The sequence below is a fragment of the Ligilactobacillus saerimneri DSM 16049 genome (assembly GCF_000423265.1).
Classification (GTDB): Bacteria; Bacillota; Bacilli; order Lactobacillales; family Lactobacillaceae; genus Ligilactobacillus; species Ligilactobacillus saerimneri.
In genome coordinates, this window is record NZ_AUHQ01000028.1 from 1 (window position 1) to 25,433 (window position 25,433).

Genomic DNA, 25,433 nt, shown 5'->3' on the forward strand with positions numbered 1-25,433 from the left:
CGTTAATGAGCATTTACGACCACGATAACTAAGTTTAGTTTCGTGGTCGGCTTGCGCACTAGTCGCATGGTATTCACCCTTTAACCGGTGAATTTCATTAAAGATAGTAGTCTTACTAAAGCCCAGGTAATCAGCGATATATCGAAGAGATCGCTTTTCATGACGAAGCGTTTCGATGACAATGCGGTCTGAAAATGATAAGATAGTGGTGCCCATAAAGGTCCTTCTTTCTAATGGAATGTTGTAACGACACCATTAAAGACCTTTATGGGTTTTTCTGTCCACTAAAATGTTCAACTTAAATTTTACAATCTGCCATTAGAAAAAATAGACGACAAGGGCTTAAATCAGATCTTGAGAAGGCTTTAGTCGTCTTTTCTTTTTTGTTATGATAAGAATGATAAAAGGGGGATTACGCCATGAATCAAACCGGAATTCAAAAGTACCTTCAAACCCTTACCCAGGCACTGGAGAAGACCAAAGAGATCGAAAACCAATGGCAAACAAAATTGGCATTTGTGATACAGGTGGCCACTGCCGGGTCAACTGTTGAAGACATTCGCCATTATGATGATGTGCATGAAGTTTTTGGTCATGGGGTTGTTTTGCTAGAACGTTTGTGTAATCAAATTGAAAAGGCTAAGACACCACTGAAGGTTAATGCATTGAACCGGCGAATGTTTACGAACTATTGTCGGTATATTGATGATTGTGAAGAATTGCATGCCGTTATTCATCACAATTTAGGTAGAATTGATGTTGCACAGTTAAAAGCAATTAACCACCAGCGGGAAGAACATCTTCAGACAAGTTTAGCCACGTTTACGTTGATCAAAGAAAAATTAGGAGGTGACTAGAGCCGAATGGATCAAAATTACCTTCACCAGGCAGCTGCAATGCTGCCTTTTAAATTTGAACAAGTTCAAGCAGCATTAACCTTGTTGACGGCAGGGAACACCGTACCTTTTATTGCCCGTTACCGGAAAGAGCAGACAGGAAATTTAGACGAAGTAGCTTTACGCCAGATTGCCAGCACGTATGAACAAGTCGAAAAACTAGCGCGAAGGAAGCAAACCGTTTTAAATGGAATTGCTGAACAGGGAAAGCTGACAGCATCTCTACGGAAGCAAATTGAAGCAGCGACCGATCTCATTACTGTGGAAGATTTATATTTGCCTTATAAGCATAAAAAGCAAACTAAGGCGCAAAAAGCCCGTGCTGCCGGGTTAGAACCCCTGGCCCGCCTGTTGTTAACGAAGGGGACGGCGCGAGTTGCCGATTTCATCAACCCAACTTCAGGAATATTGACGACTACTGATGCTCTTGCAGGTGCACACGAAATTATGGCCGAAGCATTTGGAGAAAATGCTGGGTTACGGGGATGGATGCGCCGGCGCTTTCAGCAGCATGGTCGGGTAGTGACACGAAAAAAAGCTTCCGGACAAAAAAATGATCCCCAAGAAGTTTATGCTACTTACTATGATTGGGAGCTGCCGGTGGAAAAGATCGCTCCCTACCAGGTATTAGCTATTAATCGTGCTGAAAAAGCTGGCGTTATCCAAGTGAAAATCGATCCGGATGATAGCTATATCTATCAATACCTGCATTCACGGTATAGTAGTCGGCAACCAGACAACCAATATCTGCAGGCAGCCTATCTTGATGGTTATAAGCGGTTTATTAAACCAGCTATTGAGCGAGAAATCAGAACGACAATGACGGAACAAGCAGTGACTGCAGCAGTCAAAGTGTTTGGAAATAACCTGTATCATTTATTAATGCGAGCTCCATTGAAGGGACGGACAGTTTTAGGTTGGGATCCAGCCTTTCGTACGGGGTGCAAACTAGCCGTAGTTGATCCAACCGGGAAACTTTTAGCTAAGACTGTGATCTATCCTCATGAACTGAGCAAAGGACAAAAGCCGACTTCACAACAACGAGCTCAAGCCGCCCGTGAGTTAGTTGCAATGATCCAACAATATCAGGTGGAGATGATTGCTATTGGCAACGGGACAGCTAGTCGGGAATCAGCACAATTTGTGGCAACGGTTATCCAGCAACATGCTTTACCAGTGAAGTTTGTAATTGTTAATGAGGCAGGAGCTTCGGTTTATTCGGCAAGTGAACTGGCACGACAAGAATTTCCTGACCTTAATGTTGAAGAACGTTCAGCCATTAGCATTGCCCGGCGATTGCAGGATCCATTAGCAGAATTGATTAAGATTGATCCCCAAGCAATTGGAGTGGGCCAATACCAACACGACCTACCTACCAAAGAATTGTCTGCCCAGGTGGATGCAATAGTTGAAACCAGTGTTAACCAAGTAGGAGTCAATCTTAATACTGCTAGTGCGGAGCTTTTGACGCACATTTCAGGACTATCAAAGACAACCGCTCACAATATTGTCGCTTACCGAAATGAACACGGTAATTTCACTAACCGTACCCAGCTCAAGCAGGTTCCGCGGTTAGGTCCGAAAGCTTTTGAACAAGCAGCGGGCTTTTTACGGGTTGTTAACGGGGAAAATATTTTGGACAATACCAATATTCATCCGGAAAGCTATCCTTTAGTGCAACGGTTACTAACCGAATTGGGCTTGAAACCAGAGCAAATTGGAACGGAGGCCATAGGTTTAGCCTTGGTAGGGGTATCTTTATCGCAATTAGCTCACCAATTGGGAGTGGGAGAAACGACGTTAAATGACATAATTGCCGATTTAAAGAAACCAGGACGAGATTATCGTGAGCAAATGCCAGCACCACTATTGCGTGATGATGTCCTTCATTTGGCTGATCTTAAACCAGGAATGCACCTTCAAGGAACAGTGCGTAATGTTGTTGATTTTGGGGCTTTTGTGGATGTTGGAGTAAAGCAAGATGGGTTGGTACACATTTCACAGCTGAGTACAAACTATGTGGCTAATCCACGGGAAGTAGTGGCTGTGGGAGATATTGTTGATGTCTGGGTAATAGCAGTTGATCAGAAAAGAGAACGACTTCAACTATCAATGATGGCACCGGAAACGGGGAAGTAGGATGACTGATCTGGAATTACAAAACTTGGTAGAAGAGATAGCAAATACTTATTTTCGCCAACCTTTTATTCACCAAGCACGGTTTAATTCGCGGCTACGAACAACGGGGGGCCGTTATTTGCTGATTAGTCATGACATCGAAATAAATCCCCAAATAGCAACTGACTATGCGGATACGATTTTGGTTGGAGTGATTAAGCATGAATTATGTCATTACTTTTTACATCAGCAAGGTCGCGGGTACCAGCACCGCCAGCGCGATTTTAAAACATTGCTCCATCAAGTCGGAGGGCTACGCTATGCCCCGCCTCTCACAGGCAAAAAGCGACGTTTATGTTATGAATGCCAACAGTGTCATACACGGTATTGGCGACAACGTCGGATAAATACTAACCGCTATGTATGCTCACGCTGTCATGGTCACTTAGTTTTTGTTGAAAAATATTAATAAATTCCTTGTCAACTAAGACCGGGTTTGCTATAATAACTTTTGTTGTCGCGGGTATGGCGGAATTGGCAGACGCGTCAGACTAAGGATCTGGTGGGCGTTTAGCCCGTGAAGGTTCGAATCCTTTTACCCGCATCACAGGAGGTTTTGCATTATGCAAAGCCTCCTTCTTTATTTTTTGCGAAAGTTTGAGGAATGAGGGTATGGAAAAATATGTTAAAATCGCTGCTAGCGCTGCTTACTTACCCCCACGGGTAGTAACAAATGATGAGCTGAGTCAAATTATGCCAACATCTGATGAGTGGATTCAGGCACATACAGGGATTAAAACCCGTCATTTTGCTTTAGAGGAAAACACCTCAATGATGGGAGCAAAGGTTGCCCAACAACTGCTTGAGCAAGCGCAGGTGGCTGCGACTGACATTGACTTGATCATTGTAGCTACAATTTCGCCAGACGCAATCACTCCTGCAACTGCGACCCTAATTCAAAAAGCAATCGGGGCTACTAAGGCTTTTGCATATGATATTTCTGCGGCATGTGCAGGGTTTATTTTTGCCCTGAGCACTGCTGATAAATTCTTACGGACTGCGCAATATCATCGTGCTTTAGTAATTAGTGCGGAAAACTTTTCTAAAATGTTAGATTTCCAGGACCGTACTTCAGCAGTCTTTTTTGGGGATGGCGCCGCTGGAGTTCTCTTGGAAAGCAGCACAGATCCAGCTGATAACATGATTATTGCAGAATCATTGCATGCAGATGGGAATGCAGAAGTCATCCATAGTGGTCGGATCGCACCAATTACTGATATTGCAGCGACTAATTATCCCCAAATGGATGCTTTTTTCCAGGATGGACGAGCAGTTTATCAGTTTGTAACAGAGAACATTCCCCCGCATATCAGAGAATTTTGTGATCACAATGGCTTGACCCCCGACGATCTTGATATGGTGATTACCCATCAGGCCAATTTACGTTTGATTGAGAAAGTTGCCGCGTTATTACAACAACCTATGAGCAAATTTCCACATAATGTTGATCGGGTAGGGAATACATCTTCAGCAGGAATAGCATTAGTCTTAAATGAAATACTGCAAGCGGGAAAGCGGCCACAAAAGTTAATGCTAACCGGTTTTGGTGCTGGCTTAGCATATGGAAGTATCTTGTTAGATCTCCAGCATTATCAATAAAAAACAACGGGCTAACTACCAGAATTGTTTCTGGAGGTTAGTCCGTTGTTTTTGTAGACAAATTTATTTTAGTAATAACCAGTTGTTGCAGTTCCAGTAGTGGTTGAAGTAGCAGTAGTGTAATCAGAAGTGACATCGGCTCCATAATTATTAGGGTTAGCAAAGGAAGCAGTGCTATCAGTTAGACCTAGTTCATGACGTAACCGGTTGGCTTGTTTTCGTTTTTCACTCACAGGAGCAACTTGATAAGATAAGTCATCGATCATGGCGTTTTCACCTTGGAGGGTATATGACTTGATGTTGCCTGCCGTGGAACGATAGTTAGTTGCTATGGTCATCATGTCATTATAAGTTAAGTCAGTGCGAATATTGGCCTTAACCGACTTTAAGATTCCCTGATAGTTGCTGAGGGAAGAGATTGACAAAGTTTTGTGAAGTAATGCTTCGATTACTTGCCGTTGCCGGTACTGACGTCCGTAGTCTCCCTTAGGATCTTCGTGCCGCATCCGACTATAAGCAAGAGCTTGTTTCCCATTCAAGGTAACTTTCTTACCTTTAGTAACATGAGCATCCTCATAATTGAAGGTTAATGGTGGCGTAACCGTTACGCCACCAACAGCGTCGACTGTTTTGACCAAACCATCCATATTGACAAGCAGATAGTAGTCGATAGGAACATCTAGTGTTTTTTGAACAGTCTTGATGGTCGTAGGCACTCCACCTTCGTGGTAAGCAGCATTGATTTTTTCGTAGATTAGGTCCGATCCGCTAACATGGACCAGGGTATCCCGAGGAATGCTGAGCATGGTAACTTTATTTTTCTTAGGATTGACCGTAGCAACGATTATAGTATCTGTTCGCCCAGTATCCTGGCGGCCTAGCCCAGCGTCTGTTCCCAAAAGGAGGATCGAGAACGATTTTTTCTTTTTGAGGATTGCCGAGACATCCCGCATTTTTTTAATATTAGCAGATGAGTATGTATCATCAATAGTAGTCTTGGCGTGTCCAATAATATTTAGGGCATAGACACCAACACCACCGAAGATCAATAGCACTAGCACAAGTAAAATAAGACAGATACGTTTGCGTTTCTTAGGAGGTTTGTGATAGCGATGCGAGTTATTATTTTTCCGGGTCCGACGGAGCGGAGTTTCTAGCAACTCGTCTTGAGATGATTTGTTATTATCGTTCATTTTCCGACTCCTTACCTATAACATATTAATGAAATTATATAATGCTGTTCTTATTTTTTAAAGCTATAAAAGGAGTTCTAAACATTTATTTAAAGAAGTTTGTCAACGCGTTGAAGATCAGGCTTACAACTACTGCCGGTGTAAATAAATTAACCAGTAAGAGATGACGACAGTTCTTTATGGTGAGCCGGAATTTTGCTATTATTAACATGATCGTTAAGTTAAAGAGGATTGAGAACATGGTTAAGTTAGTTCTGTTGCGGCACGGACAAAGTGCTGCCAATAAATTAAATATGTACACGGGGTGGAGCGATGTTCCCTTGACCAAATATGGGGAGCTGGAAGCACACGCAGCTGGACAAGCATTAGCGCAGGTAGGAATTAATTTTACAGCAATTCATACGTCTGTTTTAGTGCGGGCTATTAAAACAGCCAATATTGTGGCCGAAGAAATTCATCAGCTTTACCTTCCGTTATTTAAAACATGGCGCCTTAATGAACGCCATTATGGAGCTTTACGCGGATTAAATAAGGACTGGACGCGGGAGAAATTTGGCGCTGAGCAAGTTGCATTATGGCGTCGATCATTTTTTGCAGTTCCGCCCCAATTATCATCTCCGGACCATGATCGCCGTTACCAGGATCTGCCTAATGATGCATTGCCCTTGGCTGAAAGTTTGGCAATGGCGTATCAACGGATTTTACCATATTGGCAAGACCAGATTGCTCCCCAGTTGCGGGCCGGGAACAATCAATTAGTTGTTGCCCATGGTAGCACGTTGCGGGCAATGATTAAATATCTTGAGCAGATATCAGATACAGATATTGATGGGGTCGAAGTGGCCAATGGAGAGCCAATCGTCTATACACTTAATGATCAACTGCAAGTAGTAGATAAACAGATATTGCAGCCGCAAGCTGAATCATCTACCCTGTAATTGGGAACGATGCATCCTGAATTCAAGGAGGAGATAAACATGGAATACGCACCAAAAGCACCAGCCTTATGGGAAGCCATTACACAAGAGGAAGAACGCCAAGAAGGAACAATTGAACTGATTGCGTCAGAGAATATTGTGTCAGAGGCTGTTCAAGCTGCCCAAGGCTCAGTTCTGACTAACAAGTATGCAGAAGGATATCCTGGAAAAAGATATTATGGCGGTTGCCAATACATTGATAAGGTAGAACAATTAGCTATTGATTATGCTAAGAAATTATTCAATGCAGAATATGTTAACGTTCAACCTCATTCTGGATCCCAAGCTAATATGGCGGTATACCAGGCCCTCCTACAACCAGGAGACGTTATCTTAGGCATGGGGATGGACGCCGGTGGGCATTTGACTCATGGTTCTAAAGTTAACTTTAGTGGGAAGATTTATCAATCATACAGTTATGGTTTAGATCCAGAAACTGAAGAGTTAGATTTTGCGGAAATCCGGCGTATTGCCCAAGAAGTTCAGCCCCAGTTGATTGTGGCTGGAGCATCAGCTTACAGTAAGATCATTGATTGGCAACAGTTTCGTAGCATCGCTGATGAAGTGGGTGCTTATTTGATGGTAGATATGGCACATATTGCAGGCCTAGTTGCAACGGGGCTCCATCCGAGTCCACTACCAGTTGCGGATGTAGTGACAACCACTACCCACAAAACTTTGCGGGGACCACGGGGAGGAATGATTCTTTCTAACAACCCGGACTTAGGTAAGAAACTCAATTCCGCTCTGTTCCCAGGGATGCAAGGGGGGCCTTTGGAACATGTTATTGCAGCTAAGGCCCAGGCATTTTATGAAGCATTACAGCCATCATTTACAACTTATATGAAGCAGGTTGTGGCTAATGCACGCGCAATGGCTGAATATTTCCAAAAGAGTGAACAAATTCGGGTTGTTTCGCAAGGAACTGAAAACCATTTATTGATCCTTGATTTAACAGCAACTGGGTTAACGGGGAAAGATGCCCAAAACCTACTGGATGAGGTTAATATCACCACGAATAAAGAAGCTATTCCTAATGATCAGCGAAGCCCATTTGTGACTAGCGGTTTACGGATAGGTACGCCGGCAATTACAAGTCGGGGCTTCAAAGAAGAAGATGCAACTAAAGTAGCTAGTTTGATTACTACGCTGTTAACTCATGCTGATGATCCAGCTGTAAAAGCAACAGTTAAAGCAGAAGTTAACGAACTGACCGCTAAGTATCCACTAGCATAAGTGATTAAATATTAGATATTGAACAATAAGAATAGCGCACTGCGAGAGAGCAGTGCGCTATTTGTTTGATTTTTAATCATTCTGGGAAGTAGATTCTTCACTTTCTGATTTTGGGGATGCAGAATGACTACTTCTAATTCTGGTAACACGGAAAGAAGTAACGTATGCATTTTCCATTTCAATCGGAGTAAAGGAGAATTCGCCTACCCGAATAGGATGTTCCAGTTTCAAAGGATAATCACCTTCCAAGAAGTAACCTGTCAGTGTAGCAACAGGTGATTCTTGAAACTGCGTGATAGTAGTATGAAAATGTCGTTCGAAATCAGAGAGAGCAATTTTACCAGATACCCGGTAAGTAGGGTTACCTTGACTATCATCGTTGACCCGAATAATTTGTTCGGCACTGACGTGGTCAATTTCTTCACGAACAGTACCAAATAATTCTTCATAAATATCTTTATCGGTTACTATCCCGGATGTTCCCCCGTATTCATCCTGCACAATAACCATCGGGACTTTAGCTTTAATCATTACACGTAAAACAGCGGGTAATGATTGGTTTTCATAGACTGATGGGATGCGCCGGATGATTTTGCGGATAGGTGCGTGGGGATTAACCTGATTTTGGCGCATAATATCATAAGAAAAAATATAGCCTAAAATATGGTCCTTATCATTATTTTGCACCACCGGAAAACGGGTGAATTTCTTATTAAAGTACAACTTAGAAGCATCTTCTACTGTTTCGTTACTATTGATGACAGCTAACTGGGTCCGGTCAATCATAATATCTGCAGCTACTTTATCATTCATTTCAAATGCTCGCTGCATGAACAAGACGTCTTCTTTATCCATCTCCCCGGCCTTTTGTGATTGCTTGGATAAGGAAACAATCTCTCCTTGAGAATAGATATCTTCTTCAGGGTGAGTACTATAACCGAGCATTTTGGTTAAAATGCCAGCTGTGGCAGAGAATAGCCAAACAAACGGATAGAATACGACGTGGAAAAACATCATGGGATTTACGATCATCAACAAGACTTTAACTGGTTTGTCAATGGCCATATTTTTAGGGACTAAGTCTGTGAAGACGGCATGGAGGAAAGTAAAAATTAAAACCCCAATGATTGGTGCAAAGGCATCTAAAATCTCTGCCGGCAAAAGATTGGTTGCTTCAATCAAGTTGGTGATGTATTCTTCCCCGATCCACCCTAAAATCAATGAGGTCAGGGTGATCCCCACTTGAGCAGTAGACAAGTATTCAGTTAGGTTAGCCACCATGTGACGGGCCCGCTTAATTTTTTGAGTCTGATCCATTTCTTCTAGTTCAGAAGGACGAACTTTGATAATGGAATACTCTAAGAGAGTAAACATAGCGGCTAACAGTAAAATAACAATAATAATCAATAATACAGGTAGATTTATAATCTCCCACATATGTGATTTAACTCCTTATTTATAAGATTTTTCTACATTAAGTAAATTCTACCATGAAACAGAGCGAAATAAAAAATTCGGAGCCGCTTTCAAACGAATTTTAGAGATTAAAAAACGGAGATGAGAACAGAACTAATTACTAGTTCCAAGTTCAATCTCCGTAAGTTAACTGAAAGATTAAATAATGTTTTATCAGCTAAAGTTTAATGCTTGATCTCAGTAGCTGAATATAATAGTTAGGCCAATGCTCCCATTGGGTCCCATGGTGCAAGCACTTGTGGTTCTTCCGTTTCAAAAACTTTTTGGAGTTCGGCAGGCAAGAGCTTCTTGTTTACGACAACTTGATAGCAGTATTCGTCCATCCATTCATCACTCATTACAAAGAAGCCTTTTTCACCAACCTTGTCACCCCAGGAATTTTCGACTTTCCACTTGCGTGGTTCACCGTTAACCAAATCAACCCCGGTAAGAACCATAGCGTGGGTCATCAAGCTTTGTCCATAATCGAGACGTTCAGCCTTGGACATGCTGAAATCAACATCAAATAATTCATCTGGATTGTAAAGACGGGTATCCATGATTCCGGCTTTGCGGTCAGATTCTTTACCAACATCACTGCCAAACCAAACACTTTCGCCACTTTCGAGTTGCTTGATTGCAATCTTGCGGAAGGTATCCATATCAACATTGAGGTGCCGAATAGGACGACCACCGACAACTGAACCCAGCATTTCTACTGTGTATAAGTGGTTATATGGCTTATCTGCAGTTGGTGCATTGATCACAGAAACATAATCATCAAGGTTCCACCCAATGTACTTATTAAAGAATTCCTTAGGGGTAATGTTTTGATCAATGTGGTAGTTGTTATCCTTATCACGGTATTCAAAGTCAAAGGATGTTGGAGGTTCGCCAAAACTATATGTTAAGATGCGGTAAACTTCAGTCAGCATCTTCTTTTTAGTCTTAGCAATTTCTTCATCGCTAGCATGATTTGCTACTAATTCCCGAAGGGTAACAGCATCTTTCCGGAGTTTGAGATTCAAAGTGGCGTTAAATTCACTGGATGAAGATGAATTATAAGTTTCAGGCATAGCGCTCTTTGGCACTACCCCGTACTTTTCAATGATGCCGACCATCATGTCCCACTGGCCACCATCTTGTTGTGGAGTTTCCATTAGCCAAGCAACTTTACGATCTGTTGTTGGTAGTTCTGCTGTTTTTAAGACGTTTTCATAGAAGTAGTTAGACTTTTCCAGCTTATCCCAGAAGAAAGTATAGTTTTGAGATAATTCGAATCCAGGTTCTACGCGGAAAGTATCTTTCATGAAATGACGCATAGTGTTTAAAGCAGCAAACATCCAGCACCGGCCAGATTGCTTTTGGTTAGAAACTTTTCCAGTGTCGAGATCAATGGAGAAAGTCCAGTTGATATCATTGGCAACAGCTGGTAAGTCATAGCTAGCTGCCAGAATTCCGTTTTTGGAAACTGCCCGCCGCAAAACATCATGTCTGCTATCAGTGTGTAAATCATGCTTGAAATCTTGAAGTTGTTCAGCACTAATTGCTTTTTCCAAATTAGCCACGCTCCTTAAAATTAGAAATACATTATATATTATAAGATAATGATGAGATTAAGTAAACGAATAAAGGCTGAATGTACATCATGAAAATGAACAAAAAAGCGAAGAATCACTGTATGCAACAAGTGATTCTTCGCATCAAAAGAAATTAACGTGCTTCTAAGACTTCAGGGCCATCCTGGCGTCCAACAATGACGGTATTAACCATATCCAAGAATAAACCGTGTTCAACAACCCCAACTTGTTTAATCAAGTAATCAGCCAAAGTATGTGGATCAGCTATTTCTTTGAGGTGAAGGTCGATGATATAGTTTTGCGAATCCGTTCGCAACATACTACCATCGGCATTCTTTCTAAAGGTAGGGTTGAGCCCTTTGGCTTCAAACCGTTCAAAGACTTTCTGACTACCGTAAGGAATAACTTCAACTGGAAGAGGGAATGAGCCCAGTTGTTGTGAAAGTTTGCTTTCATCAACAATCCACATTACTTTTTTAGAGTTAGTGGCAACAATCTTTTCAAATAGGAGGGCAGCTCCACCACCTTTAATCCCTTGGAAATCAGCGCTGATTTCGTCGGCACCATCGATAGTCAGGTCAATGTGGTCCACTTCATCAACTGATTTAAGGGGGATATTGAGAGAGCGAGCTTGTTCAGCTGTTCGGTTGGAAGTAGTTACCCCGATAATATTGAGTCCTTCTTCTTGAACGCGTTTACCGAGGGCATCAACCATGAACTTGACAGTTGATCCGGTTCCCAAGCCGACGATCATTCCGTCTTCAATCCATTCGACTGATTTTTCTCCGACAAGCTTTTTAAGTTGGTTTTGATCCATTATGATTCCTCCAGCGTGGTATGTTTTTTGAGCCAAAGTTCTTGACCTTGAGGATGATGACGCAAGAAAGTAACCATCTCGGGACATAAAGGTAAAATTTTTAAGTGCTGGCTGACGATATGTTCAAAAAAGGTTGTCATTGTCGTATGTAAATACTGTGCGTCGTAGCCGGGGCGTAACCAGCATCTTTCTACTGCTACAGCTTGAACATCAGGTAGAGAAATCCACCCGATGCTGGCAATTAGCTGTCCGTCAGGAGTGAAAAGATGCAAATTATTTCCTTGATGTTTAAAATTCATTGCGCTCTTCCTTTCGGTATCAGTATAGCATTATAATTAAAATGAATGGCATTAAAATCGCCTAATGAAAGGGGAATAACAAATGAAAAGAGGATTTCAAGTAGTTTCAAAATATAAAAATGAGGATATAAAATTACCGATTCGGGCAACTAAAAATGCGGCGGGATATGATTTTTTTGCAGCAGAGGACTTTGTTCTGCCAAGTATTTGGAAAATGAATTTTATTAAACTATTGTGGCGAATCCGTAAAGAAAAGACTCTGCACCCTGAGGACTATACCAAGGCGGCTGATGATTTACGTCCGCTGTTAGTTCCTACGGGAATTAAAGCATACATGCAACCAGATGAATATCTCCTACTAGCAAATCGCTCGAGCAGTCCTTTAAAGCGGGGATTGATACTTCCTAACGGAGTAGGAATAGTTGATAGTGACTATTACAATAACGAATCAAATGAAGGCGAAATATTCTTCCAGTTGGTTAATTTAGGGCCAAAGGATTATCACATCAAGAAAGGTGACCGCTTAGGGCAAGGAATTTTCATGTCTTATTTACAGGCTGATGGCGAAGAACAACCACTCGGCGAACGAACTGGTGGATTCGGTTCGTCGGGGCGGTAACCCTTCCCTCAAAAAGAAAGGGAAAATATGTTAAAATAATATTTTAACTATATAGTATATTTATTTTATTTTTTGTAGAAATGGGGTGGTGTAATGGCAAAAATTAAGACCAATTATTTGTGTCAGGAATGTGGATATATTTCACCGCGGTATCTGGGGCGGTGTCCTAATTGCAATTCCTGGAATACCTTTGTTGAACAGGTGGAAAAGCCTGCCACTACTTCCAACAGCACTGCTAGTCCGCGGGTGAATTTGCGTGGAACCCAAGTTCAACCACAACTTCTTGATACGGTTACTACTCAGAAGGTTCCGCGCGTGACAACTGGGATGCAGGAGTTAGATCGAGTACTAGGAGGCGGGATCGTTCCTGGGTCACTGATTTTAATTGGTGGGGATCCCGGGATCGGGAAATCGACATTACTATTACAAGTATCAGGCCAGTTGGCTCACTCCCAAAAAAAGGTACTTTATGTTACTGGGGAAGAAAGTGCCAGCCAAGTCAAAATGCGGGCTGACCGGTTAGGTGTCGGTGGAAATTCCTTCTATATTTATCCAGAAACTGATATGGCAAGTGTTAAAGAAAGTATTGCTACAACACAGCCAGACTTTGTAGTGATCGACTCGGTACAAACCATGCAGGAACCAGGGATGAATTCTGCTGTGGGCAGTGTAGCCCAGATTCGCGAGGTGACGGGTGATTTAATGCAGATTGCTAAAACTAACGGGATCACTGTTTTCGTGGTGGGACATGTTACCAAAGGCGGGGCAATTGCTGGTCCTAAGATTTTGGAACATATGGTTGATACAGTTTTGTATTTTGAAGGCGATCAGCACCGAGTTTTCCGAATGATACGGGCTGTTAAGAATCGTTTTGGTTCGACTAATGAAGTTGGGGTTTTTGAAATGCGAGAACAGGGGTTAGCAGAAGTTACTAACCCGTCAGAGGTCTTTTTACAAGAGCGCTTGGCTGATGCAACCGGTTCAGCAGTGGTGGTTTCTTTAGAGGGGACACGACCTCTTTTGGCTGAAATCCAGGCCTTAGTAACGCCGACTGCTTTTGGTAATGCTCAACGTACAACTACTGGTCTCAATCGCAACCGGGTAGCGTTGATTATGGCAGTGCTTGAAAAAAGAGCGGGTTTATTGTTGCAAAATCAAGATGCGTACTTGAAAACTGCTGGGGGATTAAAATTAGACGAACCAGCGATAGATCTAGCGTTAGCAATTAGTATTGCTTCAAGTTATCGAGATACTGCAACACTACCAACGGATTGCTTCATTGGTGAAATTGGATTAACTGGTGAAGTTCGTCGAGTTAGTCAGATTGAGCAACGAGTTAACGAGGCAGTCAAGCTAGGATTTCATCGGGTATTTGTTCCACAAAACAACCTTGATGGGTGGCAGTTCCCTGATGGAATTCAAGTTGTGGGGGTTAAGACGGTTGAACAGGCCCTGAAATTAGCCTTTAAATAGGTAAGATGTTTTTAGAAAGAAGATGATATAACATGCGCAAGAAAATTGTTCTCATTGCTGCAGCCTTACTGGGAATTGGCATTGGGTATAATTTTATGCCACTATTGTGGGAGCTGCTGCATGTTTCTACAAATCGTATTTTAGATAACATGGCAGTTAATGCCCTGATTGGTCTAGTGGTATTTATCATGCCGGCATATCTTTTTAGCAATTACATGGATGATTTATTACAGCGGATTGAAGAGAAGCTTCTGCAACAAAAGCCCGAAACGCTGATTTCTGAATCACTGGGTGTAGTATTAGGGTTAATAGTTGCGGTTTTGATTTCTACATTATTTTGGCATTCGCAATTATTCCTGCTTCATACAATCCTTCCTGTCATCCTGATGATTATTTTGGGATATCTAGGCTTTATTATTGGTCGTGATCGACTGATAGATTTCCGCCGCACCTTTCTATTTCGCCGGGATAAGTTAGATCCAGAAAACAAAATTGATACTGTGGCTGCAGACAACGTTTTGGTACGGCGTGCAGGAGAAAACTTCTACCGCTATAAATTATTAGATACCAATATTTTAATTGATGGTCGTATCTATGACTTAGCGAAAACGGGTTTTTTAGAAGGAACTTTGATTGTTCCTAATTTCGTTTTATACGAACTACAATACATTGCTGATTCTGGTGATAGTATCAAACGCGTTCGGGGGCGCCGAGGACTGGATATCCTTAATAAACTGCGGAGTGAACAAATTGTCCCTATTCAAATGTATGATGGTGATTTTGAGGATATTACAGAAGTTGATAGCAAGTTGATCAAGTTAGCTAAATTGCTAGATGCGGAGATTGTTACTAATGACTACAATTTGAATAAGGTGAGTCAGTTTCAAAATGTTAAAGTGTTAAATGTGAATGCTCTGGCTAAATCACTAAAACCACGGGTGATTCCTGGTGAAAAACTTGAAGTTATGGTGATTAAGAAAGGAACGGAACGGCAACAAGGAGTGGCTTATCTAGACGATGGGACCATGATTGTTGTTGAAGATGGTTATTATTATATGAATAAAACTATCGAAGTTGAGGTTACTAGTGCTCTGCAGACAGACGCTGGACGAATGATTTTTGCTAAGCTAGCCCATTCGCGGCGCAAGCTAAAAGCACAGTCTCCTGCTAAAGACCAGGAGCAGGAAAGTAATTTACCCCAAAAAAGAAAATAATAACTCGGGATAGTTTATTTTTTGGGATATTCATTGTAAACTTTAAAGAGTATCGACAAAATGAAAAAGAAAGAGGCGCTTAAATTGGCAGACAAAAAAATTCGTGTTCGTTATGCACCAAGTCCAACAGGGCACTTGCATATCGGGAATGCACGGACAGCATTATTCAACTATTTATTTGCACGGCATAATAAAGGAACTTTTGTGATCCGGATTGAAGACACAGATACTAAGAGAAATATTGCTGACGGTGAAAAGAGCCAATTAGACAACTTAAAATGGTTAGGGATGGACTGGGATGAAGGTCCAGATAAGCCAGGTGAATATGGTCCTTACCGCCAATCTGAACGTAAAGGGATCTATCAACCGTTGATTCAAGAACTTTTGGAAAAGGGCTTGGCATACAAATCCTATATGACAGAAGAAGAATTGCAGAACCAACGGGAAGAACAAAAGGCCCGTGGGGAAGCTCCACGTTATGTCTATGAATACGAAGGTATGTCTGACGAAGAGATTGCTGCTAAGCAAGCTGCTGCAGAAGCTCAAGGCTTGAAACCAGTTATCAGAATTCGGGTACCACACAACAAAGTATACGAATGGGATGATATGGTTAAGGGACACATTAGTTTTAAATCCGATACAATCGGTGGCGACTTTGTTATTCAAAAGCGTGATGGGATGCCAACATACAACTTCGCCGTTGTTGTTGACGACCACTTGATGGAAATCACCCATGTTTTACGCGGAGATGACCACGTAGCTAATACTCCAAAGCAATTAGTAGTTTACGAAGCATTTGGTTGGGAAGCTCCGGCATTCGGTCATATGTCACTGATCATTAACTCTGAAACAGGTAAGAAGTTGAGTAAGCGGGATGAATCAGTATTGCAGTTTATTGAACAGTACCGTGATTTAGGCTACTTGCCAGAAGCTATGTTCAACTTTATTACCCTCTTAGGCTGGTCACCTGTTGGTGAATCAGAAATCTTTAACCGCAAACAATTCATTAAGATGTTTGATTACAAGCGGTTGAGTAAGTCACCAGCTGCTTTTGACAACAAGAAGATGGAATGGATCAATAACCAGTATGTTAAGTCCGCTCCTTCCGATGAAATTACGGCATCATCGCTACAACAGTTAATTAAGGCAGACTTAATTCAAGCTAACCCAAGCGTGTATGAAATTGAATGGGTACGGCAATTGATGGAATTATACAAGATGCAGATGTCATATACAGGTCAGTTAGCTGAAATGGCATCAGTATTCTTTACTGAACCACCTAAGTTAGATGAAGCTGCCAAGAAGGAATTAGCTGATGAAACAGCACCGGTTGTGTTGAATGAATTTGCTAAGCAAGTTAACGAACTACCAATTTTTGATGCCTTTGACATCCAAGCTGTTATTCGGAACGTTCAAAAAGAAACTGGTGTCCGGGGACGGAAACTGTATATGCCAATTCGGATTGCGACAACACGGGCAATGCACGGTCCAGATTTGGCACCTTCCATTGAATTATTAGGGAAAGAAAAAGCTTTAAAGCATTTACAACAAACTTTAGATGAAATGGCTGAATAGAAGTGTGAAAAAGGCGCCTAGTCATGGTTAGCGCCGTTGCGCAATTAAAAGCCAACTGGAAAGGACTGTGACATAAGTGCGTCACAGCCCTTTTTTGCTAGTTTAAGAAGTGAGGTACAAAATGATTCATCTTTATAATACTTTGACACGAGAAAAAGAGGTTTTTAAACCTTTACAACCTGGAAAAGTGACGATGTATGTCTGCGGTCCAACAGTATACAATTATATCCATATTGGCAATGCACGGAGCGCGGTAGCATTTGATACTATTCGGCGGTATTTTGAATATCGCGGATATCAGGTAAACTATGTTTCCAACTTTACAGATGTGGATGACAAAATTATCAAGGCTAGCCACGAGATGAACCTTTCTGTCCCTGAAGTGACGGAAAAATTTATTCAGGCTTTTTATGCGGATACGGATGCCTTAAATATCAAGCGAGCAACTAAGAATCCACGAGTGATGGAAAATATGGACGAAATCATCGCATTTGTGGATGCTTTGATTACCAAGGGCTATGCCTATGAAGCTGATGGTGATGTCTACTACCGGGCGCGGAAGTTTGCTCATTATGGTCAACTATCCGGCCAAGCAATTGATGAATTAGAACTTGGAGCAAGTGAACGGGTAACAGATATTGACCAGGAAAAGAAAGAAGATCCGTTGGATTTTGCTCTGTGGAAAAAGGCTAAACCGGGTGAGATTTCATGGACTTCTCCATGGGGAGAAGGGCGGCCAGGATGGCATATTGAATGCTCTGTGATGGCAACAAAATATTTAGGAGATACAATTGATATTCACGCCGGGGGCCAGGATTTAGAGTTTCCTCACCATGAAAATGAGATTGCACAGAGTGAAGCTAAAACGGGACAGAAATTTGCTAATTACTGGTTGCACAATGGCTTTGTAACAATTGGCAATGATGACGAAAAGATGAGCAAGTCGCTAGGGAATTTCGTTACTGTTCATGATCTCGTTCAAGAAGTAGACCCACAAGTTTTGCGGTTCTTTATGGCAACAACCCAATACCGGCGACCAATTCGATATTCACAGGATAACTTGGATGAGGCACGGAACAATTTAGCCAAACTTAAGCATGCATGGGACAACCTTAATTATCGTGTGGCTAATGATGCCACTACTGCCCCATTGACTGCAGCTGATCATGTTTGGATTGAACAAATGGCCGCTTATCAAATGAAGTTCCTTAAAGCAATGGATGATGACTTCAATGTTCAAAACGGGATCGCCGTAGTTTATGAATTAGCTAAAGCAATGAATCGGTATGCAGAAGAAGCTACTGTTAGTCGTGGAGTGGCTGATGAAATGTTGCATGAATTTATGCGGATGATTGCGATTTTTGGGATTGAGTTTAAAAATGAAGAACTTCTTGACACAGAAATTGAGCAATTAATTCATGAACGTGATGCTGCTCGGACAGAAAAGAATTTTGCGCGGAGTGATGAAATTCGTGATCAATTGAAAGAACAGGGAATCATTTTAGAAGATACTCCGCATGGAACGAGATGGAGAAGAGAGTAAAATAATGGATTACAATGCAATGAATGGAATCGCTTTAGCATATATGGGCGATGCGATCTATGAAGTATATATTCGTGAACATCTCCTTAAGGGTGGTTTAACCAAACCCAATAAGTTACAAAAGTTAGCTACACATTATGTGTCTGCCAAAGCACAAGCATTTTTGATTGAAAAAATGAAGGCAGCAGATTTATTGACTACCGAAGAAAAAGAGTTTTTTAAACGGGGACGGAATGCGAAGAGTCATACTAAAGCTAAGAATACTTCAGTGGGAACTTATCGAATTTCAACGGGGTTTGAAGCACTCTTTGGCTACCTTTTTTTAAGTGGACAGAAAGAACGTTTGGATGAACTAGCCCAATGGTGTATCACAACAGTTGAAAAAGAAGGGAAGTAACGTATGGGTAAACAACTTAAAAGTGACTTTGTAATTGGGCGTCATCCCGCCCAAGCAGCATTAAAAAGCCAACAGCCGATCAACAAGGTGTTTTTACAATCTGGGTTGAAGGCAGATGTTTTAAAAGAAATCGAAAAGCAAGCTAAGCAACGGGGGATTATTGTTTCTTGGGTTCCCAAGACTAAGTTAGATACCCTGGTTGACCACCAGAACCACCAAGGAGTGGTAGTGGCAGTGGCACCGTATGAGTATGCTAGCATTGATGACCTGTTTGCGGTAGCAGCTCAGCGCGAAGAAGATCCTTTTTTCTTGATTTTGGATGGAATTGAGGATCCACATAATTTGGGATCAATCATGCGAACAGCTGATGCTGCTGGCGTGCATGGAATTATCATCCCTAAGCGGCGGGCAGTTCAACTGACTGCAACCGTAGCGAAAACTTCGACTGGGGCGATTGAATATATGCCAGTGGCACGGGTGACGAACTTGGTTCAAACTGCTAAAGAGCTTAAACAAAGAGGGCTATGGCTGTTCGGAACTGATATGCAGGGAAATGATTATCGTAAGTGGGATGCTCATGGACCAGTAGCTTTAGTTATTGGCAATGAAGGTAAAGGAATCTCGCCGTTATTGAAAAAGAATTGTGATGAAATGTTAACAATTCCGATGGTTGGTCATGTTCAATCACTCAATGCCAGTGTGGCAGCTAGCCTGTTGATTTACCAAGGATTTACCTCGCGGGGGCGGTAATCATGATCAAGAAGAATATTCTGATAGTTGATGCATACAACATGATCGGGAATTGGCCAGAATTGGATCGCCTAAAGAAAGCTGATCGGTTAGAAGAAGCGCGCGATCAATTATTGCATATTCTTTCCAATTATAAGCGTCAGACAACATATGATATCATCGTAGTGTTTGATGCGATGTATGTTCCAGGACTATCGCGTAGCTACGAGCAATATGATTTGCGGGTAGTCTGGACAGCAGAAGAACAGACAGCAGATTCTTATATCGAATCGTTAGCTGGAGAACTCCAAAATGCCCTGACGCAAGTGACGGTAGCTACAAGTGATCAAGCTGAGCAGTGGACTGTTTTTGCCCAAGGAGCAATGCGGGTGCCGGCGTGGGAGCTATATCAAAATATCAAACGGGCTAAACATGAGGTACGGCAGCAAGCGCGGCAATATCAAGATGAGGCCTCGGTTCGGCGTTCACCCTGGGATCAAGAGCAACTGGATAAATTAGCTGCATTACGGGATGAGTTGTCACAAAGGTGATTTGACAGGTGACTTTTGCCCGTGCTAAAGTTGGAAAGAATAGAGAGTTAAGAAAGCGAGACAAAAATGGCAAATAAGAGAAAAGTCGCATTGGCTTGTTCTGTTTGTGGTTCCCGCAATTATACAGCGACAGAGAATCCAAATCGAACAGACCGGTTGGAGATCAAAAAGTATTGTAAGTATTGTGGCAAGCATACTTTACATCGAGAAACTAAATAGAGCTGGTTGACAGGAGGGGTGAGAATGAAGTTTTTTAAGAGCGTGGCCAAAACAATGAAGGATACAACCTGGGAAACAGGTCGAGAACTATCACGGGATACTACTACAGTAGTGGTTATGTCGTTATTCTTTATTGCGTTTTTCGCCCTAGTTGATTATGTGGTCTTATGGGCATTACAGTTTGTCGGTTAATTAATATCCTGGTGTATTGCAGCAGAGTTTGCTATAATACCTGGGGTGGTAAAACTTCGGGTGTAAATTCGGGGTTTTTTTATTTTACATAAAATTAATTTAAGGAGAATGTTACATGGTTGAATCAGCGGAAAAGAAATGGTACGTTTTACACACTTATGCTGGCTACGAAAACAAGGTTAAAACTAACCTTGAATCACGGGCACAGTCTATGGGGATGGCAGACTATATTTTTCGGGTAGTTGTTCCGGAAGAAGAACGCATCGAAAAAACTAAGACGGGAAAGGAAAAAGTCGAAATGTCCAAGACTTTCCCAGGTTATGTTTTAGTGGAAATGGTAATGACTGACCGCTCATGGTTTGTTGTACGGAATACTCCAGGGGTTACCGGTTTCGTAGGCTCTCACGGGTCAGGAAGCAAACCTGCGCCACTATTGGATGAAGAAATTGATGAAATCTTGAGTCAATTAGGGATGAAGTCAAAAGTGGTTAACTTTGCTGGTAATATTGGAGATGCAGTGAAGATTGTCGATGGAGCGTTTGAAGGCTTAATTGGCAAAATTATTGAAATTGATGAAGAAAAGATGAAGTTAAAAGTTACGATCGATATGTTCGGTCGGGAAACTGCAACTGAATTAAACTTTGATCAAGTGGAAACTTTGGTTTAATCAACAAACTAAACTGATATAGGAGGATGGTACTATGCAGAAACGTCAGCTCGTAGGATGGGGTGGCTTGGCATTAGGAGCATCCTCCTTTTTAGTAGCACGGTGGCATCAATTCGGGACGGTAGAGCGTTTAAGCGGGGGCAAGCCAACTGGCAGTCCGATTCCAACGTTATTTATTCACGGCTATGCCGGAACCAGATTATCAACTGGTCCGTTAATTCGCAGGTTGGCGAAGCGGGGCTGGGGGCAAAAGACGGCTGTGGTGCGGATTAAAGATAAGCAGCATTTTAAAATGATCGGTGATCCCAGCTTGCCTGGTTCAATGGTCCAGGTGTTGTTCACTAACAACCGCCTAAATATTATGGCTCAGACTATGTGGCTGTATCATTTGTTAGCAGTTCTTCACTGGCGTTATCGGATTGACCGCGTCAATATTGTGGCTCATTCGATGGGGGCAGTGACTGTCTTACGGTATTTGATGTTATATGGGCAGAATCCAGCTGTCTCGTTGGTCAATAAAGTTGTTATGCTAGGGGGACCTTTTAATGATACCGACCCGGGAAAAAACACATTCCCTATTGAAGACTACCCCTTAACTGTTAATGGGCCAAGTAGACAAACGCCGTTGTACCAATGGTTTGCGGATCATCAACAATGGATTGATCCGCGAACGCAATTTTTAAATATTGCAGGTGATATTGGTCATGGGCGCCATTCAGACGGCATAGTGGCAGTAAATTCGGTATTAGCTTTGCGCTATTTATTGCCACCAGCTAATTATTACGAACAAGTAGTAGTGACAGGGCGCCGGGCAGCCCACTCGCTGCTACATGAAAATAAAGAAGTTGACCAACTAATTGGTCATTTTCTTTTTAAAAGATGAGTTTTCGCCTTTGAAAAGGATATTGCACAGAACAAATGAGTGTGCTATATTATTCAAGTATGCTTTAGTGCATATACGTGGGAGACCAAATTTACATGGTCATCCGTACCACACACGGACTTTAAGGAGGTATTACCGTGGCTAAAGAAGTAGTAAATGTAGTTAAATTACAAATTCCTGCTGGTAAAGCTACTCCAGCTCCACCAGTTGGTCCTGCATTGGGTCAAGCAGGTATTAACATTATGGGATTCACAAAGGAATTCAACGCACGTACAGCTGATCAAGCTGGTATGATTATTCCTGTTGTGATTAATGTTTACGATGATCGTTCATTCGATTTCGTTACTAAGACTCCACCTGCTGCAGTTTTACTTAAGAAAGCTGCTGGTGTTAAAAAGGGTTCTGGCGAACCTAACACAAAGAAGGTTGCTACTGTAACTTCTGCTCAAGTTAGAGAAATCGCTGAATCAAAGATGCAAGATCTAAACGCTGCAGATGTTGAAGCTGCTATGCGCATGATTGAAGGTACTGCACGGAGCATGGGCTTCGTTGTTGAAGACTAATTCTTTAACACGGGTTTTTGCTTCTCAGACGGACACTTTACGAAAGTAAGCGTGTCAAGTGGGAGGTTTATCCGATAGACCACATATTGCAAGGAGGAAATACACTAATGGCAAAGAAAAAGAGTAAGAAGTATTTAGAAGCTGCTAAGCAAGTTGAAGCTGGCAAGCAATACGAAGCTAAAGAAGCTATTGAATTGGTAAAGAAGATTGATTTTGCTAACTTTGATGCAACTGTTGAAGTAGCATTCAATTTGAACCTTGATACTAAGCAAGCTGACCAACAATTACGTGGTGCCGTTGTTTTACCTAACGGTACTGGTCGTGACCAAACTGTTGTTGTTTTCGCTAAGGGTGCTAAGGCTGACGAAGCTAAGGCTGCTGGCGCAGACTTTGTTGGTGACGATGACTTGGTTGCTAAGATCCAAGATGGTTGGTTGGACTTCGATGTTGCAATCGCAACACCAGATATGATGGCCCAAGTAGGTCGTTTAGGTCGGGTATTAGGTCCTAAGGGCTTAATGCCAAACCCAAAGACTGGTACAGTTACTATGGATGTTAAGAAGGCCGTTGAAGATTCTAAGGCTGGTAAGGTAACTTACCGGACTGACCGTGACGGTAACGTCCACGTACCATTTGGTAAGGTATCATTCGATACTGAAGCATTACTTGGTAACTTTAACACTATCTACTCAACTATTGCTAAGTTACGTCCAGCTGCAGTTAAGGGTATTTACATGAAGCACGTTTCTGTTGCTTCCACATTCGGCCCAAGCGTAACTGTGGACACAACTACTTTATAAGATAGTTTATAAAAAAATGCTTGACCTTAACTGGGTTTAATGTTAACCTAGTTAAGGTCAATTTTTTAATTATGATTCTACCGAAGACTCAGGTGGCTCACGCCTTAAACATTGCCTGCCGAGGAGTATATTATTTGTACCTCTCTCTGTGTCTTGGTGGACATAGGGTTTTTTATTTTTATAGAGAACTCTGACACAATGACTAGGAGGTGAATCAAAGTTATGAGTAAAGAAGTTATTGCCAAAAAGGCTGCACTGGTTGATGAAGTTGTTGAAAAGTTTGCTAACGCTTCATCAGCAGTTGTTGTTGACTACCGTGGTTTAACGGTAGAAGAAGTAACTGAATTACGTAAGCAATTGCGTGAAGCTGGCGTTGAAATGCGTGTTATCAAGAACACTTTCTTGAAGCGTGCTGCTGACAAGGCTGGTTACGAAGGACTTGACGATGCATTCGTTGGCCCAACTGCTGTTGCTTTCGGTTCAGATGATGCTACTGCACCAGCCCGGATTTTGGTTAAGTTTGCTAAGGATCATGACGCTTTGACTGTTAAGGGTGGTATGATCGAAGGTAAAGTTGTTACTCTCGAAGAAATCAACGAACTTTCCCAACTTCCAGATCGCGATGGTATGCTTTCAATGCTGCTTTCTGTATTGCAAGCACCAGTTCGCAACTTTGCTTACGCTGTCAAGGCTGTTGCCGACAAGGGCGAAGAAGACGCTGCTTAATGCAGGTTGCGTAAGTACGACATTTTAGATATATAATTACCAAATATTGGAGGAATAAAACAATGGCATTAGATACAGAAAAGATCATTGCTGACTTAAAAGAAGCTAGCATTCTTGAATTAAACGACTTAGTTAAAGCTATCGAAGAAGAATTCGGTGTTTCTGCTGCTGCTCCTGTTGCAGTTGCAGGTGCTGCTGGTGGCGACGCTGCTGAAAAGAGCGAATTCGATGTTGAATTAACTTCTGCAGGTTCTGCAAAGGTTAAGGTTATCAAGGCAGTTAAGGACATTACTGGTCTTGGCTTGAAGGATGCTAAGGGCTTAGTTGACGGTGCTCCTTCCGTACTTAAGGAAGGCGTTGCTAAGGACGAAGCTGAAGAAATGAAGGCTAAGTTAGAAGAACTTGGCGCATCAGTTACTCTTAAGTAATTAACGCACTAAAGTAATAGCGCTGGAAGCGAGTTTCGTTTCCAGCGCTATTTTTTATGAATTTGTATTAAATAGATAGGGCGCTTATTTATCAAAGCCTAAAGGATAGTTAAGATTCCTCCTAGGATGAGTGCGAGGGGAATGCTGATGAGGATTGATAACAAGTGGGCAAGGACAAAGTAAAGGAGTAAAATTGGAATATTAAACCACCGCCACTTTGATAGTACATTGCTGGTAGTAGCTGTGAACATGCCAAAACGTGTTCTTGTGCGGGGGTTAGCTGCTTCGTTTTCACTGGCTAAGATATCAATTACCTGCAGTAGTTTTTCCAATTGGTAGATTGCAATAAATAACTTGAACAAATTTAATGACGCAGATTAAGCAAAAAGATCTCAATTGGAGTTCGCCAGTTCAAACATTTGAGTGGCCGTGAATTCAGATACCAGTTAATCTGAATCAATTCATCATCACTAATCTCTTCAATTGGCTGACCCTTAGGAATAAATCGCCGTAACACTCGATTACGATTCTCATTACTACCACGTTCATGCGGAGAATAAGCATGGGCAAAGTACAACGGCACGCCGGTATTTTTCTCAATTGATTGGTAGTTGGCGAACTCTT

29 protein-coding genes, 1 tRNA gene and 1 other annotated feature are annotated in these 25,433 nt (G+C 41.9%); of the genes, 23 read left to right on the plus strand and 7 right to left on the minus strand.

Annotated features, from left to right (window positions below):
• A partial coding sequence (locus tag G541_RS09560; RefSeq protein ID WP_155824528.1) for a helix-turn-helix domain-containing protein occupies positions 1-216 on the minus strand: 216 nt, incomplete at its 3' end.
• 203 nt (positions 217-419) lie between these two features.
• Here G541_RS09560 and G541_RS0106710 point away from each other — a divergent pair.
• From G541_RS0106710 to G541_RS0106730, 5 genes are all read left to right on the plus strand, one after another.
• Positions 420-857, plus strand: a complete 438-nt coding sequence (locus G541_RS0106710) for a hypothetical protein (protein ID WP_009553294.1) — start codon at positions 420-422, stop codon at positions 855-857.
• Positions 858-863: 6 nt separating this feature from the next.
• Positions 864-3,035: a Tex family protein gene (locus tag G541_RS0106715; RefSeq protein WP_027826927.1), complete on the plus strand. Its 2,172-nt coding sequence runs from the start codon at positions 864-866 to the stop codon at positions 3,033-3,035.
• A 1-nt stretch (position 3,036) separates the two neighbouring features.
• Entirely contained in the window at positions 3,037-3,483 is a 447-nt protein-coding gene (locus G541_RS0106720) for a SprT family protein (protein WP_027826928.1), read from the plus strand.
• 50 nt (positions 3,484-3,533) lie between these two features.
• A tRNA-Leu gene (locus G541_RS0106725) sits at positions 3,534-3,618 on the plus strand.
• 68 nt (positions 3,619-3,686) lie between these two features.
• A complete protein-coding gene (locus G541_RS0106730) occupies positions 3,687-4,673 on the plus strand; it encodes a beta-ketoacyl-ACP synthase III (RefSeq protein WP_027826929.1) in 987 nt (328 codons plus the stop codon).
• A 68-nt stretch (positions 4,674-4,741) separates the two neighbouring features.
• On the opposite strand, the gene G541_RS0106735 is transcribed toward G541_RS0106730, so the two are convergent.
• Entirely contained in the window at positions 4,742-5,866 is a 1,125-nt protein-coding gene (locus G541_RS0106735) for an LCP family protein (RefSeq protein WP_027826930.1), read from the minus strand.
• Positions 5,867-6,105: 239 nt separating this feature from the next.
• Here G541_RS0106735 and G541_RS0106740 point away from each other — a divergent pair, with 239 nt between their 5' ends.
• Positions 6,106-6,804 (plus strand): 2,3-bisphosphoglycerate-dependent phosphoglycerate mutase, encoded by a 699-nt coding sequence (locus G541_RS0106740; RefSeq protein WP_027826931.1) that lies wholly within the window; start codon positions 6,106-6,108, stop codon positions 6,802-6,804.
• 39 nt (positions 6,805-6,843) lie between these two features.
• On the plus strand, positions 6,844-8,079 hold the full coding sequence (gene glyA, locus G541_RS0106745) for a serine hydroxymethyltransferase (protein WP_027826932.1): 1,236 nt from the start codon (positions 6,844-6,846) through the stop codon (positions 8,077-8,079).
• Positions 8,080-8,151: 72 nt separating this feature from the next.
• Here the strand turns inward: glyA and G541_RS0106750 are convergent, their stop codons facing one another.
• The 4 genes from G541_RS0106750 to G541_RS0106765 form a co-directional block, all read right to left on the minus strand.
• Positions 8,152-9,516 (minus strand): hemolysin family protein, encoded by a 1,365-nt coding sequence (locus G541_RS0106750; protein WP_027826933.1) that lies wholly within the window; start codon positions 9,514-9,516, stop codon positions 8,152-8,154.
• Between the two features lie 236 nt (positions 9,517-9,752).
• Positions 9,753-11,093 carry a C1 family peptidase gene (locus G541_RS0106755; protein ID WP_027826934.1) on the minus strand — a complete coding sequence of 447 codons (1,341 nt, stop codon included), beginning with the start codon at positions 11,091-11,093 and terminating at the stop codon, positions 9,753-9,755.
• 154 nt (positions 11,094-11,247) lie between these two features.
• Positions 11,248-11,931: a ribose-5-phosphate isomerase RpiA gene (gene rpiA, locus G541_RS0106760; RefSeq protein WP_027826935.1), complete on the minus strand. Its 684-nt coding sequence runs from the start codon at positions 11,929-11,931 to the stop codon at positions 11,248-11,250.
• Positions 11,931-12,230, minus strand: coding sequence for a GNAT family protein (locus tag G541_RS0106765; RefSeq protein WP_027826936.1), 300 nt, complete (start codon positions 12,228-12,230; stop codon positions 11,931-11,933). Before G541_RS0106765 ends, rpiA begins: the two co-directional genes overlap by 1 nt.
• Before the next feature lie 82 nt (positions 12,231-12,312).
• On the opposite strand from G541_RS0106765, the gene G541_RS0106770 reads away from it, so the two are divergent.
• The 16 genes from G541_RS0106770 to rplL all read left to right on the plus strand — a co-directional run bounded on the left by G541_RS0106770 (position 12,313) and on the right by rplL (position 24,809).
• A complete protein-coding gene (locus G541_RS0106770) occupies positions 12,313-12,849 on the plus strand; it encodes a dCTP deaminase/dUTPase family protein (protein WP_027826937.1) in 537 nt (178 codons plus the stop codon).
• 93 nt (positions 12,850-12,942) lie between these two features.
• Positions 12,943-14,322, plus strand: coding sequence for a DNA repair protein RadA (radA, locus tag G541_RS0106775; protein ID WP_027826938.1), 1,380 nt, complete (start codon positions 12,943-12,945; stop codon positions 14,320-14,322).
• Positions 14,323-14,354: 32 nt separating this feature from the next.
• Entirely contained in the window at positions 14,355-15,536 is a 1,182-nt protein-coding gene (locus G541_RS0106780) for a PIN/TRAM domain-containing protein (protein ID WP_027826939.1), read from the plus strand.
• An 84-nt stretch (positions 15,537-15,620) separates the two neighbouring features.
• A complete protein-coding gene (gltX, locus tag G541_RS0106785; protein ID WP_027826940.1) occupies positions 15,621-17,111 on the plus strand; it encodes a glutamate--tRNA ligase in 1,491 nt (496 codons plus the stop codon).
• Between the two features lie 121 nt (positions 17,112-17,232).
• Entirely contained in the window at positions 17,233-18,654 is a 1,422-nt protein-coding gene (cysS, locus tag G541_RS0106790) for a cysteine--tRNA ligase (protein WP_027826941.1), read from the plus strand.
• Between the two features lie 4 nt (positions 18,655-18,658).
• The gene (locus G541_RS0106795) at positions 18,659-19,051 is read left to right on the plus strand and encodes a Mini-ribonuclease 3 (protein ID WP_009553260.1); all 393 of its coding nucleotides are present in this window, start codon (positions 18,659-18,661) and stop codon (positions 19,049-19,051) included.
• 3 nt (positions 19,052-19,054) lie between these two features.
• Positions 19,055-19,801 carry a 23S rRNA (guanosine(2251)-2'-O)-methyltransferase RlmB gene (gene rlmB, locus G541_RS0106800; RefSeq protein ID WP_027826943.1) on the plus strand — a complete coding sequence of 249 codons (747 nt, stop codon included), beginning with the start codon at positions 19,055-19,057 and terminating at the stop codon, positions 19,799-19,801.
• A gap of 5 nt (positions 19,802-19,806) precedes the next feature.
• The gene (locus G541_RS0106805; protein ID WP_027826944.1) at positions 19,807-20,331 is read left to right on the plus strand and encodes an NYN domain-containing protein; all 525 of its coding nucleotides are present in this window, start codon (positions 19,807-19,809) and stop codon (positions 20,329-20,331) included.
• Positions 20,332-20,397: 66 nt separating this feature from the next.
• The gene (gene rpmG, locus G541_RS10205; RefSeq protein ID WP_081654795.1) at positions 20,398-20,550 is read left to right on the plus strand and encodes a 50S ribosomal protein L33; all 153 of its coding nucleotides are present in this window, start codon (positions 20,398-20,400) and stop codon (positions 20,548-20,550) included.
• 24 nt (positions 20,551-20,574) lie between these two features.
• On the plus strand, positions 20,575-20,742 hold the full coding sequence (gene secE, locus G541_RS0106810; RefSeq protein ID WP_027826945.1) for a preprotein translocase subunit SecE: 168 nt from the start codon (positions 20,575-20,577) through the stop codon (positions 20,740-20,742).
• Between the two features lie 115 nt (positions 20,743-20,857).
• Positions 20,858-21,409, plus strand: a complete 552-nt coding sequence (nusG, locus tag G541_RS0106815) for a transcription termination/antitermination protein NusG (RefSeq protein ID WP_027826946.1) — start codon at positions 20,858-20,860, stop codon at positions 21,407-21,409.
• Between the two features lie 34 nt (positions 21,410-21,443).
• Positions 21,444-22,292 carry an alpha/beta hydrolase gene (locus G541_RS09565; protein ID WP_051174585.1) on the plus strand — a complete coding sequence of 283 codons (849 nt, stop codon included), beginning with the start codon at positions 21,444-21,446 and terminating at the stop codon, positions 22,290-22,292.
• A gap of 137 nt (positions 22,293-22,429) precedes the next feature.
• A complete protein-coding gene (gene rplK, locus G541_RS0106825) occupies positions 22,430-22,855 on the plus strand; it encodes a 50S ribosomal protein L11 (protein WP_027826947.1) in 426 nt (141 codons plus the stop codon).
• A 107-nt stretch (positions 22,856-22,962) separates the two neighbouring features.
• Positions 22,963-23,655 (plus strand): 50S ribosomal protein L1, encoded by a 693-nt coding sequence (gene rplA / locus G541_RS0106830; protein WP_009553243.1) that lies wholly within the window; start codon positions 22,963-22,965, stop codon positions 23,653-23,655.
• Positions 23,656-23,717: 62 nt separating this feature from the next.
• Positions 23,718-23,839, plus strand: a sequence feature (ribosomal protein L10 leader region).
• Positions 23,840-23,877: 38 nt separating this feature from the next.
• The gene (rplJ, locus tag G541_RS0106835) at positions 23,878-24,381 is read left to right on the plus strand and encodes a 50S ribosomal protein L10 (protein WP_009553241.1); all 504 of its coding nucleotides are present in this window, start codon (positions 23,878-23,880) and stop codon (positions 24,379-24,381) included.
• A 62-nt stretch (positions 24,382-24,443) separates the two neighbouring features.
• Positions 24,444-24,809 (plus strand): 50S ribosomal protein L7/L12, encoded by a 366-nt coding sequence (gene rplL, locus G541_RS0106840; RefSeq protein ID WP_009553239.1) that lies wholly within the window; start codon positions 24,444-24,446, stop codon positions 24,807-24,809.
• A 364-nt stretch (positions 24,810-25,173) separates the two neighbouring features.
• Here rplL and G541_RS0106850 read toward each other — a convergent pair.
• The coding region (locus tag G541_RS0106850; protein WP_027826949.1) for an IS30 family transposase at positions 25,174-25,433 on the minus strand (260 nt) is incomplete at its 5' end.

Coding starts and splice junctions, on each gene's coding strand:
- G541_RS0106710 (WP_009553294.1), top strand. CDS start 420: ATGAATCAAACCGGAATTCAAAAGTACCTTCAAACCCTTACCCAGGCA.
- G541_RS0106715 (WP_027826927.1), top strand. CDS start 864: ATGGATCAAAATTACCTTCACCAGGCAGCTGCAATGCTGCCTTTTAAA.
- G541_RS0106720 (WP_027826928.1), top strand. CDS start 3,037: ATGACTGATCTGGAATTACAAAACTTGGTAGAAGAGATAGCAAATACT.
- G541_RS0106730 (WP_027826929.1), top strand. CDS start 3,687: ATGGAAAAATATGTTAAAATCGCTGCTAGCGCTGCTTACTTACCCCCA.
- G541_RS0106735 (WP_027826930.1), bottom strand. CDS start 5,866: ATGAACGATAATAACAAATCATCTCAAGACGAGTTGCTAGAAACTCCG.
- G541_RS0106740 (WP_027826931.1), top strand. CDS start 6,106: ATGGTTAAGTTAGTTCTGTTGCGGCACGGACAAAGTGCTGCCAATAAA.
- glyA (WP_027826932.1), top strand. CDS start 6,844: ATGGAATACGCACCAAAAGCACCAGCCTTATGGGAAGCCATTACACAA.
- G541_RS0106750 (WP_027826933.1), bottom strand. CDS start 9,516: ATGTGGGAGATTATAAATCTACCTGTATTATTGATTATTATTGTTATT.
- rpiA (WP_027826935.1), bottom strand. CDS start 11,931: ATGGATCAAAACCAACTTAAAAAGCTTGTCGGAGAAAAATCAGTCGAA.
- G541_RS0106765 (WP_027826936.1), bottom strand. CDS start 12,230: ATGAATTTTAAACATCAAGGAAATAATTTGCATCTTTTCACTCCTGAC.
- G541_RS0106770 (WP_027826937.1), top strand. CDS start 12,313: ATGAAAAGAGGATTTCAAGTAGTTTCAAAATATAAAAATGAGGATATA.
- radA (WP_027826938.1), top strand. CDS start 12,943: ATGGCAAAAATTAAGACCAATTATTTGTGTCAGGAATGTGGATATATT.
- G541_RS0106780 (WP_027826939.1), top strand. CDS start 14,355: ATGCGCAAGAAAATTGTTCTCATTGCTGCAGCCTTACTGGGAATTGGC.
- cysS (WP_027826941.1), top strand. CDS start 17,233: ATGATTCATCTTTATAATACTTTGACACGAGAAAAAGAGGTTTTTAAA.
- G541_RS0106795 (WP_009553260.1), top strand. CDS start 18,659: ATGGATTACAATGCAATGAATGGAATCGCTTTAGCATATATGGGCGAT.
- rlmB (WP_027826943.1), top strand. CDS start 19,055: ATGGGTAAACAACTTAAAAGTGACTTTGTAATTGGGCGTCATCCCGCC.
- rpmG (WP_081654795.1), top strand. CDS start 20,398: ATGGCAAATAAGAGAAAAGTCGCATTGGCTTGTTCTGTTTGTGGTTCC.
- secE (WP_027826945.1), top strand. CDS start 20,575: ATGAAGTTTTTTAAGAGCGTGGCCAAAACAATGAAGGATACAACCTGG.
- nusG (WP_027826946.1), top strand. CDS start 20,858: ATGGTTGAATCAGCGGAAAAGAAATGGTACGTTTTACACACTTATGCT.
- G541_RS09565 (WP_051174585.1), top strand. CDS start 21,444: ATGCAGAAACGTCAGCTCGTAGGATGGGGTGGCTTGGCATTAGGAGCA.
- rplA (WP_009553243.1), top strand. CDS start 22,963: ATGGCAAAGAAAAAGAGTAAGAAGTATTTAGAAGCTGCTAAGCAAGTT.
- rplJ (WP_009553241.1), top strand. CDS start 23,878: ATGAGTAAAGAAGTTATTGCCAAAAAGGCTGCACTGGTTGATGAAGTT.
- rplL (WP_009553239.1), top strand. CDS start 24,444: ATGGCATTAGATACAGAAAAGATCATTGCTGACTTAAAAGAAGCTAGC.